The sequence below is a fragment of the Pseudomonas fluorescens genome, assembly GCF_902497875.1.
Classification (GTDB): Bacteria; Pseudomonadota; Gammaproteobacteria; order Pseudomonadales; family Pseudomonadaceae; genus Aquipseudomonas; species Aquipseudomonas fluorescens_BR.
Window position 1 is genome coordinate 1 of the sequence record NZ_CABVHY010000007.1, and the last position, 16,186, is coordinate 16,186.

Here is a 16,186-nt window from a genome sequence, read left to right on the forward strand (position 1 = left end):
GGTGTCAGGTCCATGTTGCGTGCCTGATCGGCGCTGATGCGACCGTTGCCCCTGGCCGGCGCGCCGTTCTGCCAGTCGATATGGATGGCTTCCATGCCGCCGAGGCTGATGTGCAGCGTGCGGTCCACCGGGGTGCCGGTGCGCTTGAGAATGCCGACCACGGTGAACGGTTTGTCGTCGTGTTTGACCAGGCTGATCACCGCCACGCCGTGGGCCAGCACCAGTTTGTCGCCGAGTTTGTAATGCAGGGCGTCAGCGACCTCGGCACCGAGTACCACTTCAAACGGGTCGCTGGCGAAGGCGCGGCCTCCGGCCAGTTGCAGGCGTTGTTGACGACCGTACTGGTAGTGCTGGAAGTAGGCGTCGGTGGTGCCCATCACTCGATAACCTCGATGGGAATCGCCGAGGGACATCGGGATCGCCCACTTCACCTTCGGGTTGCTGGCGAAATGTTCGAAGCTGTCCCAGCGGATATTATTGGTGGCGTTGCCAATGCGGAACACCGAGTACAGCAATAGGTTGACCGATCCGGAACGGGCGCCGACGATCAGGTCCGTGCCGCTGATAGTACTGGCGAAACTGGCGCGGGCTTCGGTGCGCACACGCTCGACCGCCAGCAACAGGCACACCGACAAGGCGATGGCGAACGCGGTAAGGATCGCGGTGAAGCGGCGGTTAGCCAGGCTGGCCATGGCTAGACGAAACAAATACATCTCAAACCTCGAACGGTGTGGCGGCGCGATTGAGTTCGGCCAGCGACAGATTGCGATCGAACAACGGCGCCAGGCTTTGATCGTGGCTGACGAACAACAGGCTGGCCCCTGCATCGCGGCATTCGGCGAACAACAAACGGATAAACGCCTCGCGGGCGTCATAGTCCAGCGCCGAAGTCGGCTCGTCGGCGATCACCAACTCCGGCTGGCCGATCAGCGCCCGGGCCGCGGCAACCCGTTGTTGCTGGCCGATGGACAATGAATCGGCACGTCTGCCAAGCAGTGCTGGATCTTTCAGCCCCAGGTGCGCGAGCAGCGTGGCAGCGGCCTGATCGACACTGCCGTGGCGCTGGATAGCACGGCTGGCGCGCAGTTTCGAGAAGTGGCAGGGCAGTTCAACGTTCTCGCGCACCGAGAGAAACGGCAGCAAGTTGAACTGCTGGAAGATGTAGCCGGTGTGATCGACCCGAAAGTGATCGCGGGCGCCGGCGCAAAGTTCGGTCAATTCCTGGCCGAGCAGGCGAATGCTGCCGCGATCGGGCTTTTGCACCCCGCCGAGCAGGCCGAGCAGTGTGGTCTTGCCGCTGCCGCTGGGACCTTTGAGGAACAGCGTTTCACCGGCGTCCAGGCGAAACGCCGGGATGTCCAGCAACTGCGGATGTCCTGGCCAACTGAAGCTCAGGTCAGACAGTTCGATAAGTGCTTGGGTCATGTGAAATAGATATCGTCTGTGAAGTCATACGCGGTCCTTGTGGGGGCGGCGGTGCGGCGATCCGACTTGCCCGCGAAGAACGATAACGCGGTGTACCTGAAAAACCGCAGTGACTTCTTCGCGGGCAAGCCCGCTCCCACAGGTTAAGTGTCAAGCCCGAGATCTCGTGATTCAGAACTTCAGAGTGGCAGCCTTGGCCATCACTTCAACCCCTTGCTGCCCACCTGGGCTGATCAGTTGTACCTGAATCTTCTGGGTCGCCGGGAAGGTATTGAAGATGTTCGCCAGGTCCAGGTTCTTCAGCGCGCCAGGGGTGGCACAGGTGAACTGGTAATGGGCGTGGATTTCGCTGTGATCATTGTGATGCTCATGGCCATCGGAGCCCTTGGCCTCTTCGTCGTGGTCGTCTTCGGCATCCGGCTTGTCGCCGAACAAGGGGCTTTCCAGTTCCTGCTTAGCCACCATGCAACCGGCGGCTTTCGGCAGGTTGAACAGCACCAGGGGTTTTTCCAGTTGCGCACGGACGGCGGCGACCTTGGCCTTGTCGGCATCGGTGCTGGCCACGTGTTCAAAGCCCACCAGGTTCATCGCCGGGCTTTCCAGTTCCAGCTCCAGGGTCTGGCCGTCCAGCGCCGCATTCAATCGCCCGACGCCATGTTCGTGGGTGCCGAGGCTGCCGTGTTCATGCGTGTGATCATGGTCATGGACCTCGGCAGCCTGGGCGACAGCCAGCGGCAACAGGGCAAACGGCAAGGCGAGTAGCAGACGGCGCATGGCAGGTCTCCGAGAAAGAAGATGAAGATTATGTTATGTGATCTTATAACAATATCGGCGGGAGTTTGACCGCCTGCTTGGCGTTATGCAAGACGCATGGGAGCATGCTCATCAGAAACCTGAGGGAAAACCTATGTTGCGGATTCGTGGAAGCATCGGTGAATGGCCGGTGGATTTGACTCTGGAGCTCGATGCAGGTGATTGGGCGCAGTTGGGTGCGCAGTTGCAGGCGGCCAAGCCTGAGAGCGCTGCGCCTGCGGCCATGCCGGCGAATCAGGACGATGCGCTGTGGCAAACCGCCAAGGACCTGTTGCGCAAGGCCGGGCAATTGAGCGGGCCGGATCTGCTTGAGCAGATGGAGGCCCTGACCGGCAGCGCGGCGGCTGGCAAACGCCTGCTGGTGCGTTTGCGCCATTGTGCCGAGGTCAAGGTGGTGAGCGGTGGGGATACGCCGATCTACAGCTGGCGCGAGCCAGCGTAGGAGCGGGCGAAGGCTGCGATCTTTTGATCTTCAGGCGATTCAACCGCCGTAAAAGCAAGATCAAAAGATCGCAGCCTGCGGCAGCTCCTACACGGTCCGCGTGCAAACCCGATCAGTACAACGCGGCGAACAGCTTGCGGCGGTACGTGGTGACCAGTGGGTGATCGTTACCCAGCAGGTCGAACACTTGCAGCAAGGTTTTATGCGGCAGGCCCTCGCTGTAGCTGCGATTGCGGATGAACAGCTTTAGCAACCCATCCAATGCCGCGTCGTATTGCTGGCGGGCCAGTTGCTGAATGGCCAGTTGGTAGGCCGCTTCATCGTCCAGCGGGTTTTGCGCCAGGCGGGTTTTCAGGTCCGCGACATCCGGCAAGTCAGCAGCTTGACCGAGAAACTTCAGTTGCGCCTTGGCACCGGCCAGCGCGGCTTTGTGTTCATCGCCCTGGACGGAGTCGAGCACGGTCTGTGCTTCGCTCAGCTCGCCGCGTTCGGCCAGGCAGCGGGCATAGAGGATCAGCGCCTTGGCGTTGCTGCTGTCTTCGCTCAAAAGGGTTTTCAGCGCGGCTTCGGCGTCAGCGAAACGACCTTCACTGAACAGCGCCTGAGCCTGCTCGAAGGGATCGGTAGCTGCTGGCGGCGGCATTTGTACATGGGGCTCGAGCAACGCCCGGACCGCGGACTCCGGTTGCGCACCGGCAAAACCGTCTACCGGTTGGCCGTCCTTGAACAGCACCACGGTCGGCAGGCTGCGAATGCCGAAGCGGGCGACAATGTCCGGTTCGGCGTCGCAATTGACCTTGGCCAGCAGCAACTCGCCCTGATAGCTCTCGGCAATCTGCTGCAGCATCGGCATCAGCGCCTTGCACGGCGCACACCATTCGGCCCAGAAATCCACCAGCACCGGTTTGTGGAAAGAGTTTTCGATCACCGACTGGTCGAAATCGGCAGTGCTGGCGTCGAAGATATACGGCGTGTCCTGACTCATGGGGGATCTCTTGGGAGCGTGAATGGGCTCACTATAAGGGCTGGCGCAAAAGATCGCAGCCTTCGGCAGCTCCTACAAGGGCTGGCGCAATAGATCGCAGCCTCCAGCAGCTCTTACGGACCGGGTTTACACGCGGATACCGAAAAAGATCGCGGTCGACAAGGCGCTGCCGCAGGCTGCGATCTTTTGGCGGTATCAGCCACGCCGCGCGTGGTACAGGCTCACATGCCGAAACTCTTCCGGCTCGGCCAGATCCGGCAAGGTCAAGGCTTCCAGCATCTCCAGTCGCTGATACAGCGGATGCCGGAAATCCCGCACCCGCGAATCCGCCACCAGGGCTTCCCGGCCTCGGCTCAGAAATTCGTCGAGCAACGGCAGGTTGGTTCGGTCATACAGCACATCCGCCACCAGGATCAGGTCGAAACGATCTGCCTCGTCGAAAAAGTCACTTGAATAGCTCAGTTCCACGCCATTGAGCTCGGCATTCGCCCGACAGGCGGCAATGGCCAGGGGATCAAGATCGCAGGCCACGACTTCCAGCGCACCGGCCTTGGCCGCCGCAATTGCGGCAACCCCGGACCCAGCGCCGAAATCCAGCACCCGTTTGCCTTCGACCCAGTACGGGCGTTCGGCCAGATAACGCGCCAATGCCAGACCACTGGCCCAGCAGAAACCCCAGTAAGGCGGTTCATGCAGGATTCGCCGGGTTTCATCCGGGGTGAAGGCGCGATCCATGTTTTCGGCATCGATTAGCCAGAGCCGAAGCTCGGTCTCGGGCAACGGACAGGAAACAAGTTTCGCGTCACCGAGCAGTTCGCCCAACGCTTGTTGCAGGTCGAGCGGTGCATTCATGGCGCTTTGACGAATTGCAGTTGGCCCAGGGCCTGGGTGGTCGGTTGGCTGATGCGTTGCGTCGGCAGGTGCAGAATCAGCTGCCCGGATTGGCTGGCGCGACCCCGCAATTCGACGCGAGCGCCGACCGGGAAGGACTCTGGATTGAAACGCAGGCGGAACGGCAGCACCTGGTTGTTGCCAATCAGATTGGAACTGGCGAGCAGTTGTTGTGGCCGGTCGCGTTCGTCGACCACCAGCAGCGCGAGTTCGACCTCGGCGCCAGCCGGCACCCCTTGCAGGCTGCCGCTCAACTCCCGTTGGTAGGCCGGCAGCGGACCGAGATCGGCCGACGCCCGGGCTTTCTTCTGCGCCTGCTCTGGCGCGGGCCCCGGTACCGGTGCCGCGGGTTTGGGTGCGCTGCTGCACGCGACCAGCAGGCTGAAAAGACTGAGCAAAACGAGCGGTCGTAGCGGCATGTGTAGCTCCAGCAAGGCTAAGTTCCGTGTGCGTACATAGTAGGCAGTCTATATACCGTAAAGCCTATGGCTTGTCTTGCCAGTGGGATGCGCTACCATGGCCCTCCCTTTTTTTGTTGCCTGCCACCATGCACTGTCCCTTCTGCGGTGCCAACGACACCAAAGTCATCGACTCGCGTCTGGTCGCCGAGGGCGAGCAGGTGCGTCGTCGGCGCGAATGCCTGGCCTGCGGTGAGCGTTTCACCACCTTCGAAACCGCCGAGCTGGTGTTGCCGCGCCTGATCAAAACCGACGGCAGCCGTCAGCCGTTCGACGAAGAAAAACTGCGTGCCGGTATGCAGCGCGCCCTGGAAAAACGTCCGGTGAGCGTCGAGCGCCTGGAGTCGTCGCTGGTGCATATCAAACACAAACTGCGAGCCACCGGCGAGCGCGAGGTCAAATCCCTGGTCGTTGGTGAGCTGGTGATGGCCGAGCTGCAAAAGCTCGATGAAGTCGCCTACATTCGTTTCGCCTCGGTGTATCGACGCTTCCAGGACCTCAATGAGTTCCGCGAAGAGATCGATCGCCTCGCCCGTGAGCCCGCCAAAGAATGACTATTTCCTCAGAGCAGGCCGTTCTCGACGCCCACTACATGGCGCGAGCCCTGAAGCTGGCGCGCAAAGGCCTTTACACCACTCACCCTAATCCGCGAGTGGGTTGCGTGATCGTGCGTGACGGCCAGATTGTCGGCGAAGGCTGGCATGTGCGTACCGGCGAGCCACACGCCGAAGTCCACGCCTTGCGCGCCGCCGGGGTAAACGCCCGCGGTGCCACGGTCTATGTGACCCTGGAACCGTGCAGCCATCACGGCCGTACGCCGCCGTGTTCCGATGCACTGGTGAATGCCGGCGTGGCGCGGGTCGTCGCGGCCATGCAGGACCCCAATCCGCAGGTTGCCGGTCGTGGCATGCAGCGCCTGGCACGGGCCGGCATTGCGATCCACAGCGGTGTGCTGGAAGGCGAGGCGCGGGCGATCAATCAAGGTTTCCTCAAGCGCATGGAGCACGGTCTGCCCTTTGTGCGGGTCAAGCTGGCCATGAGCCTGGATGGTCGTACGGCCATGGCCAGCGGTGAAAGCCAATGGATCACCGGCCCCGCCGCGCGTTCTGCGGTGCAGCGCCTGCGAGCCCAGGCCAGTGTGGTCTTGACCGGCGCCGACACGGTATTGGCGGACGGCGCCCGGTTGACGGTGCGTGCTGGCGAACTGGGACTGGATCCTGAGCAAACCGCGCTGGCGCTGAGCCGACCACCCTTGCGTGTATTGATCGACGGCCGCTTGCGGGTGCCCCTCGACGCGCCGTTTTTCAAGGCCGGGCCGGCGCTGGTCGCCACCTGTGTCGCGGTGGAAGAGCAGTACGCCAATGGCCCGGAGTGTCTGATCGTGCCTGGTGACGATGGCCAGGTTGACCTGCGCAAGCTGCTGATTGCTCTGGCGGCCCGTGGCGTCAATGACGTGCTGGTGGAAGCCGGTCCGCGTCTGGCGGGGGCTTTCGCTCAGCAAGGGCTGGTGGATGAGTATCAAATCTTCATCGCCGGCAAGGTTCTCGGTTCATCGGCACGTCCATTGCTGGACTGGCCGCTGGAACTGATGAGTGAGGCGCCGCAGCTGAAAATCATTGAAATCCGCGCGGTTGGCGATGACTGGCGAGTCACTGCCGTTCCTTTGCCACCTGCGGGCGTATAATTCCCGGCCTGCGCCAAGCGACGGCCCTGTTCTCGAGGAGGACTCCATGTTTACCGGCATCATCGAATCCATCGGCAGTATTCGTGCATTGACTCCAAAAGGCGGAGATGTGCGAGTACACGTAGAAACCGGCAAGCTCGATCTGAGCGACGTCAAACTGGGCGATAGCATTGCGGTAAACGGCGTCTGCCTGACCGCGGTTGAGCTGCCAGGCAATGGCTTTGCGGCAGACGTCAGTCGCGAAACCCTCGACTGCACCGCAATGAATGACTTGAAAAGCGGCAGCCCGGTGAACCTGGAAAAAGCCCTGACCCCGACTACTCGCCTCGGCGGGCATCTGGTCAGCGGTCACGTCGATGGCGTGGGTGAAGTGGTCGCCCGTACCGAGAATGCCCGTGCCGTGGAATTCCGCATCCGTGCGCCGAAAGAACTGGCCAAATACATTGCCCATAAAGGCTCGATCACCGTCGACGGCACCAGCCTGACCGTGAACGCGGTCGATGGCGCCGAGTTCTTGCTGACGATCATTCCCCACACCCTGAGCGAAACCATCATGGCGTCTTACCAGCCAGGTCGCCGGGTGAACCTCGAAGTCGACTTGCTGGCACGTTATCTGGAACGCCTTCTTATGGGTGACAAGGCCGCAGAGTCTGACTCTTCGCAAAGACCGTCCAGTAACATCACCGAAAGCTTTCTGGCCGAAAACGGCTACCTCAAATCCTGACCCAAGGGGGTGCCGCGTGGCGCTCAATAGCATCGAAGAACTGGTCGAAGACATCCGCCAAGGCAAGATGGTCATCCTCATGGATGACGAAGACCGCGAGAACGAAGGCGACCTGATCATGGCCGCCGAGTGCTGCCTGCCCGAGCACATCAACTTCATGGCCAAGCACGCCCGCGGCCTGATCTGCATGCCGATGAGCCGCGAGCGCTGCGAACTGCTCAAGCTGCCATTGATGGCGCCGCGCAACGGTTCCGGCTTCGGCACCAAGTTCACCGTCTCTATTGAAGCCGCCGAAGGCGTGACCACCGGCATCTCCGCTGCCGACCGTGCGCGCACCGTGCAGGCTGCCGCCGCCAAGGACGCCAAGGCCGAAGACATCGTCAGCCCTGGTCACATCTTCCCGCTGATGGCCCAGGCCGGCGGCACCCTGGCTCGCGCCGGTCACACCGAAGCTGCGTGCGATCTGGCGCGGATGGCCGGTTTCGAGCCGAGCGGGGTGATCTGCGAAGTGATGAACGACGACGGCACCATGTCCCGTCGCACAGAGCTGGAAGCCTTTGCCGCCGAACACAACATCAAGATCGGCACCATCGCCGACCTGATTCATTACCGGATGATCCACGAACGTACCGTTCAGCGGATTGCCGAGCAGCCATTGGACAGCGAACTGGGTCAGTTCAACCTGGTGACCTATCGTGATTCAGTGGAAGGCGACGTGCACATGGCGCTGACCCTGGGCACCATTTGCGCCGATGAGCCGACCCTGGTTCGTGTACACAATATGGACCCGCTGCGTGACCTGCTGATGGTCAAGCAGCCCGGCCGCTGGAGCCTGCGCGCCGCCATGAGCGCAGTAGCCGAAGCCGGCAGCGGTGTGGTGCTGTTGCTCGGGCACCCACTCGATGGTGACGTGGTACTGGCGCATATCCGCGAAACCGCGGAGCACATTCCGGCAAAAAAACCGACCACCTACAGCATCGTCGGTGCCGGTTCGCAGATCCTGCGTGACCTCGGCGTGCGCAAAATGCGCTTGATGAGCGCACCCATGAAATTTAATGCGATATCCGGTTTCGATCTGGAAGTTGTAGAATACGTGCCCTCCGAATAAAGACCGGCAGTTCCGGCCTTTGATTCGCGGTTCAAATATCATTAATAGAGCGCGTACTGAACGCGCTCTGGCTCTTTAAGAGATTTATCGAATGACCCTGAAGACCATCGAAGGTACCTTCATCGCCCCCAAAGGCCGCTATGCCCTGGTGGTCGGCCGCTTCAACAGCTTCGTCGTCGAAAGCCTGGTAAGCGGTGCCGTTGATGCCCTGGTTCGCCATGGCGTGAGCGAAAGCGACATCACCATCATCCGTGCGCCTGGCGCCTTCGAAATTCCGCTGGTTGCGCAGAAAGTCGCTCAAAAGGGCGAATACGCGGCAATCATCGCCTTGGGCGCGGTCATTCGTGGCGGCACTCCGCACTTCGAATACGTGGCGGGCGAATGCACCAAGGGCTTGTCCCAGGTGTCCATGGAGTTCGGCGTGCCGGTTGCCTTTGGCGTGCTGACTGTCGACTCGATCGAGCAAGCCATCGAACGTTCCGGCACCAAGGCCGGTAACAAAGGTGCCGAAGCGGCCCTGTCCGCTCTGGAAATGGTCAGCCTGCTGGCGCAGTTGGAGGCCAAGTGATTAGCGACGAAAGCGATCGTTTCAACCCGCGCGATCCGAAACCTGCGGACGCTGGCAAGCCATCCAAGAGCGTCAAGCGTCGCGAAGCCCGTCAGCTCGCGACTCAGGCGTTGTATCAATGGCACATGGCCAAAACTTCGCTGAACGAAATCGAAGCGCAGTTCCGGGTCGATAACGATTTCAGCGATGTCGATGCCGCCTACTGCCACGACATCCTGCACGGCGTGCCGGCGCACAAGACCGAGATCGATTCTGCCCTCGCTCCGTGCCTGGACATCACCATCGACGAGCTCGACCCGGTTGAACTGGCGGTTTTGCGCCTGTCCACCTGGGAGCTGCTCAAGCGCGTCGATGTTCCATACCGCGTGGTGATCAACGAAGGTATCGAACTGGCCAAGGTCTACGGTTCCACCGATGGCCACAAGTTCGTCAACGGTGTGCTCGACAAGCTGGCCCCACGCCTGCGTGAAGCTGAAGTGAAGGCGTTCAAGCGCTAATTCGCGCTTGCAGTGTCCTGTCTCGCCAATACGTTGCGTTTTTTGGTGAGTGGCTATTGTTGCCAGACAAGGCGCCGCGACACGTCATAGCCCGCTATGGCGAGGAGCGGCAACGCAGTATGGCGACAACAGATGCCGCCAAAAAGGAACAGTATTGGTGAGACAGGACACCGTCATGGGCGAGTTTGAGCTGATCCGTAACTACTTCGCCACCGCGCCTTGTGCGCTGGTCGGCGCTGGCGTGGCATTGGGGATCGGTGACGACTGCGCTCTGCTGGCTGTTCCCGCGGGGGAACAGTTGGCTATCTCCACCGACACTCTGGTGGCCGGTGTACATTTCGCAGACCCCTGCGAGCCTTTTCTGCTCGGCCAGCGTTCGCTGGCGGTGGCGGTCAGTGATCTGGCAGCCATGGGAGCAACACCTCTCGCGTTTACCCTTGCTCTGACCTTGCCGACGGTTGCTGCCGATTGGCTGCAAGCCTTCGCCCGTGGATTGAACGCCATGGCGCAAAGCTGCGGTGTGCGTCTGGTGGGCGGCGATACCACCCGTGGCCCGCTGAGCCTGACCATGACCGTGTTCGGCCGCGTGCCCGCCGGTTTGGCCCTGACCCGCAGCGGCGCGCAGCCGGGGGATCTGTTGTGCGTCGGTGGCGAGCTGGGTAATGGGGCGGGTGCCTTGCCGCTGGTGTTGGGGCAGCGTACAGCCGAACCTGCCATCGCCGAGCCGTTGCTGGCGCACTACTGGTCGCCGCAGCCACAGCTGGCGTTGGGCCTGGCACTGCGTGGCAAAGCGACCTCGGCGCTGGATATCTCGGACGGATTGCTGGCGGACTGTGGGCACATCGCGCTCGCCTCCGGCGTCGGTTTGCAGGTTGAACGGGACAAGCTGCCACTGTCCCGGGCGTTGGTAGCGTTTCTCGGCCAGCAAGCCGCCGAAGAGGCCGCCTTGAGCGGTGGTGACGATTATGTGCTGGCCTTTACCCTACCTCCTGTCGAGCTGCCGCACTTACTGGCCGATGGCTGGCCGGTGCAGGTACTCGGACGGGTCGTGTGCGGTCAGGGCGTAACGCTTTTGGACGCCGATGGGCGAGATATCACCCCGGCAAACCGGGGTTATCAACATTTTCGGGAGACACCGTGACAGATCACCCCAAGCAGGTCCCGGCAGAGTTCGTGCCGCCTTCGGTCTGGCGTAATCCCTGGCATTTCCTGGCGTTCGGCTTCGGTTCAGGCACCCTGCCAAAAGCGCCGGGCACTTGGGGGTCGCTGGTGGCGCTACCCTTTATCCCGTTGTGGCAGATGTTGCCGGACTGGGGTTACTGGCTGATGCTCGGCATCACCATGCTGTTCGGCTTCTGGCTGTGCGGCAAGGTGGCGGATGACCTGCGGGTACATGACCACGAAGGCATCGTCTGGGACGAAATGGTCGGAATGTGGATAACCCTGTGGCTGGTGCCGGAAGGTTGGTACTGGCTATTGGCGGGTTTCCTGATGTTCCGCTTCTTCGACATTCTCAAGCCGTGGCCGATTCACTGGATCGATCGGCATGTCCACGGTGGTGTCGGGATCATGCTCGACGATGTGTTGGCGGGGGTGTTTGCCTGGTTGGCCATGCAGGGATTGGTGTGGTTTTTCGTCTGAGGGAACAAGGATGACTGGCCGTTGGCTATTGATACTGCTTTGCGTGTTGTCGTGCACTGCGGCACGGGCGCATGAATCGCCGAGAGTTCCCTCCCAGATCCGCCTGGCCAGCGAGGAGTGGAACGACTACACCGCCGCCGATGGTCATGGTCTGGCCTGGGATGTGTTGCGCGCAGTCTTCGAACCGGCCGGGGTCACGCTGCAGATCCGCTTGGTACCTTACACTCGCTCGATCGGGCTGGTGCAGCGCCGTGAAGTGGATGCCGTGGTCGGATCCTACCGAGATGAGGTCGGCGATGTGCTGTATCCACGCTGGCACTACGATGCCGACCCCATTTACGCACTGGGCCTGGCCAGCAATCCGGCACCGACGCTGGCCACTCTGGGTAAATATCGACTGACCTGGGTGCGCGGCTACAAGTACGAGAAATACTTGCCCAATATCCACGGTTTCAATCAAATCGAGCGCCGCACCGGCATTTTGCCGATGCTCAAGCACGGTCACGCCGATTATTATCTCGACGCCCGGAGCGAGATCGACTACGTACTGAGTGAAGCGCGGGATCCGTCGTTATACAAACGCACGTACCTGGCTCGATTACCGTTGTTTCTGGGGTTCTCCGACACCCCTGGAGGCCGGGCACTCTTGGCGCTGTTCGATCAACGCATGACGTTATTGGTGAAAAACGGTCAGTTGCGACCGATCTTCGAACGCTGGAAACAACCTTACCCGTTCGAAGAAATGTAGCCGCTGGCGAAGCCTGCGTTCGGCTGCGAAGCAGTCGTATTCCGCTATTCGGGTTCCATCAGGGTAAACCCGGTCGAACATTTTGCGACCGCTGCGCGCTCGAACGCAGGCTTCGCCAGCTGCTACGGGGTTTGTGGTTACCTGGTTTTTCGGGGCAGTGATCAAACTTCTTGATCTTTATGGCCGATAATTCAGCCTAAGCTTCTGTAGGAACCTGCTGTTACAATGCCGCCTCTGCGAATCTCCAGTCCTCATACAGATCAGGAGCACACGGTGCCCGTCGTTTTCGTCGCTGCTTCCAAGCTGCCAACCCCTTTTGCGCAATTCACCATGCATGGCTTTCTCGATGAAGCCACTGGCCGCGAGCACGTTGTACTCAGCCTGGGTGAGTTCGCTGATGGCGCACCGGTGCTCGGCCGGTTGCATTCCGAATGCCTGACCGGCGATGCGTTGTTCAGCCAGCGTTGCGACTGCGGTTCGCAACTCGAGGCGGCCTTGCAGGCCATTGCCCGTGAAGGCCGTGGCGTATTGCTGTATTTGCGTCAGGAAGGCCGCGGCATTGGTTTGCTGAACAAGATCCGCGCCTATGAATTGCAGGATGGCGGTGCCGACACGGTCGAGGCCAACGAGCGTCTGGGCTTTGCCGCCGACCAGCGTGACTACGCCATCTGCCTGCCGATGCTCGAGCACCTGGGTGTGAAATCCCTGCGGTTGATGACCAACAACCCGCGCAAGGTCAAAGCCATGACCGACATGGGCATCGTGGTCGCCGAGCGCGTCCCGCTGCACACTGGCCACAACCCGCACAACAAACTCTACCTGGCGACCAAGGCCAGCAAGCTCGACCACATGATGGGCAACGAGCACCAGGGCGAGGCTGATCGGGCGTGACCCGCGGTCAAGTAAAACGGCGCCTGTCCGTCAACTGGTGGCAGTACCTGGCGATGGCCTTGCTGCCGCTGTTCGTGATCAATGCGGTGTTCGGCCAGACCGAGCCCGTATTGCCGGTGCTGGCCATGCCATTCTTTATCGCCGGCCTGGCGTCGATGTTTGTCAGCCTGCGTTTCTTTGGTGGCTACAAGCACGGCTTGATCGCTACCGAGAAAGCCCTCGACACTCCTGAAGAACCTGCCGCCTGGGTGAATTTGGCGGCCAAGCGTCGCACGGCGTTCCTGGCTGCCGGGCTCCCTGCCTGGATCGCTGCATTAGCCGTGTTCGTCGGCCTGGAAGCGCTGCCGCTGATTCTGCTGGCGCTGTCGACGACGGTGCTGTTCTACCTCTACCGTATTCCGCGTCAGCTCGGTTGATGCGCGGATGGCTGGCGCTTCTGCTGCTGGCCCTCAGTGGTTCGACGCTGGCCGTGGAACGGGTGGTCAGCCTCGCACCGTCGCTCTCTGAAATCGTCGTAGAGCTGGGCTCTACCGATCTGCTGGTCGGTGTGCTCGACGCCGGTGAGCGACCTCCTGAGTTGAACGCTGTGCCCTCGGTCGGGCGCTACGGTCAGTTGGACATGGAGCGTCTGCTCAGCCTCAAGCCCGACTTGCTGTTGCTCTGGCCCGGCAGCGTCGGTCCGGCGCAGCGCGAGCAACTCAAACGGCTGAATATTCCCACCTACGTCGCCGAACCCCACAGCCTCGAGCAACTCACCACCCAGATCGAAGCCATTGCCGAACAACTCGGGCGGCCGCAGCGTGGCCAACAACTCGCTGGGGACCTGCGCAAGCAGCTGGCAGAGCTGCGTCAGCGCTATCAGCGGAACGAGCCATTGCAGGTGTTCTATCAGGTCTGGGATCAGCCGCTGTACACCGTCGGCGGCGGGCAGATCATCAGCGATGCGCTGGAGGTCTGCGGCGCTCGTAACGTGTTTGCCGAGCTGCAACTGCCGGCGCCGCAGGTCAATCTGGAATCGGTGCTGCAGCGCAATCCCGAGGTCATCCTGGCCGGCGATCAGGCGCAGCTCGATGCCTGGAAAGCCTGGCCGCAGGTGAGGGCGGTGGCTCAGGGGCGATTGCTATTGGTGACGGACAAGGGCCTGGAGCGGCCGAGTGGGCAGATGATCAATGCCACGGCCAAACTGTGTGAGTTGATAGCGCCGGGTCGGTGAGACCGAGGCGCCTGCATCGTCGGAACGCCGCCCGGAGCAAGCTCGCTCCCACAGGGTATGAGCCTGACATCAATTCTGTGAGCGCCTGATAACTTGTGGGAGCGAGCTTGCTCGCGATGAGGCCAGTGGGGACACCCACAATCCATGGTTAGATCTCCGGCGTCCAGGTCACCCCAAACATCCACGCCCGCCCTTCTTCGCGATAACCATAGTTATTCCCGTCGAAGCTGTAGAGCGCCCGGCTGTAAGCCTTGTCCAGCAGGTTATCGACTTTCAGTTCCAGCCGGATCTGGCGATTCACTGCCCAACTGCTGCGCAAACCGAGCAAGGCATAACCGCCTAGCGGGTTCTGGTTGTCCTCATCGTCGTAGCTGCTGCTCACCGCTTGCCAGCTGGCGCCAACGCCGAGTCGGTCGAATTGCCGATCGAGGTCCAGGCTCAAGGTGCGTCGGGCGCGGCGGCTCAGGGTGTGACCGGTATCGCGGTCGCGCGGGTCGATGATCGCCAGGCCGAGGTTGCTCTGCCAGCCGAACAACTCTTGTTTGAGTGTGGCTTCGACGCCATTGATTCGCGCCGAAGCGACGTTTTCCGGGCGAGAGTTCTTGCCGAAGATAATCGCGTCTTCAAGGTCGGTGCGGTATAGCGAAGCCTCCAGGCGGCTGGTATTGCTCAACTGACTGCGCCACTGCAGCTCATAGCTTTTCGAGGTCTCGGGCTTGAGGTCCGGGTTGCTGAAATCCGGATAGTAGAGGTCATTGAAGGTCGGTGCGCGGAAGCCTTCGCTGTAGGTCAGCAGCACATCGTTGTCCGGGTTCAACGGCAGGGTGATGGTGCCGCTCCAGCTATTCTGGCTGCCAAATTGCTGATTCTGGTCGCGGCGCAGGCCCAGCTCGGTGGAAAAGCTTTCTGCCTGGAATCGATGCTGGATAAACGCGGCGCGGTTCCAGCGGCTGTCTTCATCGAAGGCGGTGCTGCTATTGATCCGGTCTTCGTACCAGTCGGCGCCGAGGATCAGGCTGTTGCGGTCATCGAGTGTCAGGTCATTCTGCCAGTTGAGCGAATCGCGATAGGTGTTGAATACGCTGCGTTCGTCGCTGAGCGTGTCGATGGTTTTTTCGCGGTTTTCACTATGGCCGAACTCGACGCGGGATTTCCAGATGTCATTGATACGCGCGTCGACGTAGCTGCTGACGCTGCTCACGGTGAAATCGCTGTAGGGCTGCTGCTGGACTGATTCGAAAGTGTTCATGTCGAAGCGACCGAAGGGGCTGTCGAACTCGCTTTTGCCACGGTTATCCAGCAGGTTCAGGCCCGCTTCGAGGTCATCGTTGAAGGCGTGACTAAGGCTCAGGCTCAGGGATTTGTTGCGGTAAGCATCGTGGTCGCCGTCGCTGGGGAAGGACTCATGAGTGCGATTGATCCCGGCAGTTTCATCGAGGCTGGCCCCGAGATTGAAGCGGGTTTGCGCATCGCCACCGGACAATCCCAGGCTACGCTCCCAGGCCTGATTGCTGCCAAAACCCAGCTGCAGACGGGGTTGCAGGCCCTGTTCGGCGCCACGGCGGGTGAAGATCTGAATCACCCCGCCAATCGCGTCGCTGCCGTAGATCACCGAGCGTGAACCGCGCAGCACTTCCACACGTTCGATCTGATCGATGTTCAGGTGTTGCAGATTGCTATCGCCCGAAGTCGAATTGCCAATGCGCTGGCCGTCCACCAGCACCAGGCTCTGCGCCGATTTGGTGCCGCGAATGAAAATCCCCGGCAGACTGCCACGCCCACCCGCTTGCGCGACCTGCACACCCGGGACCCGACTCAGCAAGTCAGTCACACTGCTCGGTTGCAGGCGGTCGATGTCTTCACGGGTGAACACTGTGTTGGCGGCGCTGCTGTCGTTGCGGGCTTCAACCTGGCGATTGGCGCTGATCAGCACATCGGGCAGTTTCAGGGCCTGGTCGCGTTCGAAGGTGTCGGCAAGGAGATGCCCCGCAGGCAGCAACGTCAGCGTCAGGGCGAGGCGGGAGAGTTTCATCGGTAATCCATTAGCGAATTCAGATTCGACGCTGCCCCCTATGTAGGAGCTGCCGAAGGCTGCGAT

20 protein-coding genes are annotated in these 16,186 nt (G+C 61.2%); 13 read left to right on the forward strand and 7 right to left on the reverse strand.

The window, feature by feature from the left end:
- From F8N85_RS08240 to F8N85_RS08250, 3 genes are all read right to left on the reverse strand, one after another.
- The coding region (locus F8N85_RS08240; protein ID WP_150803150.1) for an ABC transporter permease at positions 1–713 on the reverse strand (713 nt) is incomplete at its 3' end.
- Between the two features lies 1 nt (position 714).
- Complete coding sequence (locus F8N85_RS08245; protein WP_150803151.1) at positions 715–1,425, reverse strand: ABC transporter ATP-binding protein; 711 nt, start codon at positions 1,423–1,425, stop codon at positions 715–717.
- A 171-nt stretch (positions 1,426–1,596) separates the two neighbouring features.
- Positions 1,597–2,199 (reverse strand): DUF2796 domain-containing protein, encoded by a 603-nt coding sequence (locus tag F8N85_RS08250; protein WP_150803152.1) that lies wholly within the window; start codon positions 2,197–2,199, stop codon positions 1,597–1,599.
- 133 nt (positions 2,200–2,332) lie between these two features.
- Between F8N85_RS08250 and F8N85_RS08255 the strand changes: the two genes are divergently transcribed.
- On the forward strand, positions 2,333–2,680 hold the full coding sequence (locus F8N85_RS08255) for a hypothetical protein (protein WP_150803153.1): 348 nt from the start codon (positions 2,333–2,335) through the stop codon (positions 2,678–2,680).
- Between the two features lie 112 nt (positions 2,681–2,792).
- Here F8N85_RS08255 and trxA read toward each other — a convergent pair whose 3' ends face one another.
- From trxA to F8N85_RS08270, 3 genes are all read right to left on the reverse strand, one after another.
- Positions 2,793–3,665: a thioredoxin gene (trxA, locus tag F8N85_RS08260; protein WP_150803154.1), complete on the reverse strand. Its 873-nt coding sequence runs from the start codon at positions 3,663–3,665 to the stop codon at positions 2,793–2,795.
- A 195-nt stretch (positions 3,666–3,860) separates the two neighbouring features.
- The gene (locus tag F8N85_RS08265) at positions 3,861–4,517 is read right to left on the reverse strand and encodes a class I SAM-dependent methyltransferase (RefSeq protein ID WP_150803155.1); all 657 of its coding nucleotides are present in this window, start codon (positions 4,515–4,517) and stop codon (positions 3,861–3,863) included.
- Complete coding sequence (locus F8N85_RS08270) at positions 4,514–4,975, reverse strand: YbaY family lipoprotein (protein WP_150803156.1); 462 nt, start codon at positions 4,973–4,975, stop codon at positions 4,514–4,516. The genes F8N85_RS08265 and F8N85_RS08270 overlap by 4 nt, the downstream gene beginning before the upstream one ends.
- A gap of 128 nt (positions 4,976–5,103) precedes the next feature.
- On the opposite strand from F8N85_RS08270, the gene nrdR reads away from it, so the two are divergent.
- The 12 genes from nrdR (at position 5,104) to F8N85_RS08330 (ending at position 14,088) form a co-directional block, all read left to right on the forward strand.
- Complete coding sequence (nrdR, locus tag F8N85_RS08275) at positions 5,104–5,568, forward strand: transcriptional regulator NrdR (protein ID WP_191624370.1); 465 nt, start codon at positions 5,104–5,106, stop codon at positions 5,566–5,568.
- Positions 5,565–6,698 (forward strand): bifunctional diaminohydroxyphosphoribosylaminopyrimidine deaminase/5-amino-6-(5-phosphoribosylamino)uracil reductase RibD, encoded by a 1,134-nt coding sequence (gene ribD, locus F8N85_RS08280; protein WP_150803157.1) that lies wholly within the window; start codon positions 5,565–5,567, stop codon positions 6,696–6,698. Before nrdR ends, ribD begins: the two co-directional genes overlap by 4 nt.
- Positions 6,699–6,744: 46 nt before the next feature.
- Positions 6,745–7,422: a riboflavin synthase gene (locus F8N85_RS08285; protein WP_150803158.1), complete on the forward strand. Its 678-nt coding sequence runs from the start codon at positions 6,745–6,747 to the stop codon at positions 7,420–7,422.
- Between the two features lie 16 nt (positions 7,423–7,438).
- Positions 7,439–8,530: a bifunctional 3,4-dihydroxy-2-butanone-4-phosphate synthase/GTP cyclohydrolase II gene (ribBA, locus tag F8N85_RS08290; protein ID WP_150643971.1), complete on the forward strand. Its 1,092-nt coding sequence runs from the start codon at positions 7,439–7,441 to the stop codon at positions 8,528–8,530.
- Positions 8,531–8,621: 91 nt separating this feature from the next.
- Complete coding sequence (gene ribE, locus F8N85_RS08295; protein ID WP_074871273.1) at positions 8,622–9,098, forward strand: 6,7-dimethyl-8-ribityllumazine synthase; 477 nt, start codon at positions 8,622–8,624, stop codon at positions 9,096–9,098.
- Positions 9,095–9,595, forward strand: a complete 501-nt coding sequence (gene nusB / locus F8N85_RS08300; protein ID WP_150803159.1) for a transcription antitermination factor NusB — start codon at positions 9,095–9,097, stop codon at positions 9,593–9,595. The genes ribE and nusB overlap by 4 nt, the downstream gene beginning before the upstream one ends.
- A gap of 175 nt (positions 9,596–9,770) precedes the next feature.
- A complete protein-coding gene (gene thiL / locus F8N85_RS08305; RefSeq protein WP_150803361.1) occupies positions 9,771–10,736 on the forward strand; it encodes a thiamine-phosphate kinase in 966 nt (321 codons plus the stop codon).
- A complete protein-coding gene (locus F8N85_RS08310; protein ID WP_008073949.1) occupies positions 10,733–11,236 on the forward strand; it encodes a phosphatidylglycerophosphatase A in 504 nt (167 codons plus the stop codon). The genes thiL and F8N85_RS08310 overlap by 4 nt, the downstream gene beginning before the upstream one ends.
- 10 nt (positions 11,237–11,246) lie before the next feature.
- Positions 11,247–11,984, forward strand: a complete 738-nt coding sequence (locus tag F8N85_RS08315) for a substrate-binding periplasmic protein (RefSeq protein WP_150803160.1) — start codon at positions 11,247–11,249, stop codon at positions 11,982–11,984.
- 273 nt (positions 11,985–12,257) lie between these two features.
- Complete coding sequence (gene ribA / locus F8N85_RS08320) at positions 12,258–12,875, forward strand: GTP cyclohydrolase II (protein WP_191624369.1); 618 nt, start codon at positions 12,258–12,260, stop codon at positions 12,873–12,875.
- A complete protein-coding gene (locus tag F8N85_RS08325; RefSeq protein WP_150803162.1) occupies positions 12,872–13,291 on the forward strand; it encodes an MFS transporter in 420 nt (139 codons plus the stop codon). The genes ribA and F8N85_RS08325 overlap by 4 nt, the downstream gene beginning before the upstream one ends.
- A complete protein-coding gene (locus tag F8N85_RS08330) occupies positions 13,291–14,088 on the forward strand; it encodes a cobalamin-binding protein (RefSeq protein ID WP_150803163.1) in 798 nt (265 codons plus the stop codon). Before F8N85_RS08325 ends, F8N85_RS08330 begins: the two co-directional genes overlap by 1 nt.
- Positions 14,089–14,236: 148 nt before the next feature.
- Here the strand turns inward: F8N85_RS08330 and F8N85_RS08335 are convergent, their stop codons facing one another.
- Positions 14,237–16,120 carry a TonB-dependent receptor domain-containing protein gene (locus tag F8N85_RS08335; protein WP_150803164.1) on the reverse strand — a complete coding sequence of 628 codons (1,884 nt, stop codon included), beginning with the start codon at positions 16,118–16,120 and terminating at the stop codon, positions 14,237–14,239.
- Positions 16,121–16,186: the final 66 nt, after the last annotated feature.

Coding starts and splice junctions, on each gene's coding strand:
- F8N85_RS08250 (WP_150803152.1), bottom strand. CDS start 2,199: ATGCGCCGTCTGCTACTCGCCTTGCCGTTTGCCCTGTTGCCGCTGGCT.
- F8N85_RS08285 (WP_150803158.1), top strand. CDS start 6,745: ATGTTTACCGGCATCATCGAATCCATCGGCAGTATTCGTGCATTGACT.
- F8N85_RS08255 (WP_150803153.1), top strand. CDS start 2,333: ATGTTGCGGATTCGTGGAAGCATCGGTGAATGGCCGGTGGATTTGACT.
- F8N85_RS08330 (WP_150803163.1), top strand. CDS start 13,291: ATGCGCGGATGGCTGGCGCTTCTGCTGCTGGCCCTCAGTGGTTCGACG.
- ribD (WP_150803157.1), top strand. CDS start 5,565: ATGACTATTTCCTCAGAGCAGGCCGTTCTCGACGCCCACTACATGGCG.
- F8N85_RS08335 (WP_150803164.1), bottom strand. CDS start 16,120: ATGAAACTCTCCCGCCTCGCCCTGACGCTGACGTTGCTGCCTGCGGGG.
- ribE (WP_074871273.1), top strand. CDS start 8,622: ATGACCCTGAAGACCATCGAAGGTACCTTCATCGCCCCCAAAGGCCGC.
- F8N85_RS08265 (WP_150803155.1), bottom strand. CDS start 4,517: ATGAATGCACCGCTCGACCTGCAACAAGCGTTGGGCGAACTGCTCGGT.
- F8N85_RS08245 (WP_150803151.1), bottom strand. CDS start 1,425: ATGACCCAAGCACTTATCGAACTGTCTGACCTGAGCTTCAGTTGGCCA.
- F8N85_RS08270 (WP_150803156.1), bottom strand. CDS start 4,975: ATGCCGCTACGACCGCTCGTTTTGCTCAGTCTTTTCAGCCTGCTGGTC.
- nrdR (WP_191624370.1), top strand. CDS start 5,104: ATGCACTGTCCCTTCTGCGGTGCCAACGACACCAAAGTCATCGACTCG.
- trxA (WP_150803154.1), bottom strand. CDS start 3,665: ATGAGTCAGGACACGCCGTATATCTTCGACGCCAGCACTGCCGATTTC.
- thiL (WP_150803361.1), top strand. CDS start 9,771: ATGGGCGAGTTTGAGCTGATCCGTAACTACTTCGCCACCGCGCCTTGT.
- F8N85_RS08315 (WP_150803160.1), top strand. CDS start 11,247: ATGACTGGCCGTTGGCTATTGATACTGCTTTGCGTGTTGTCGTGCACT.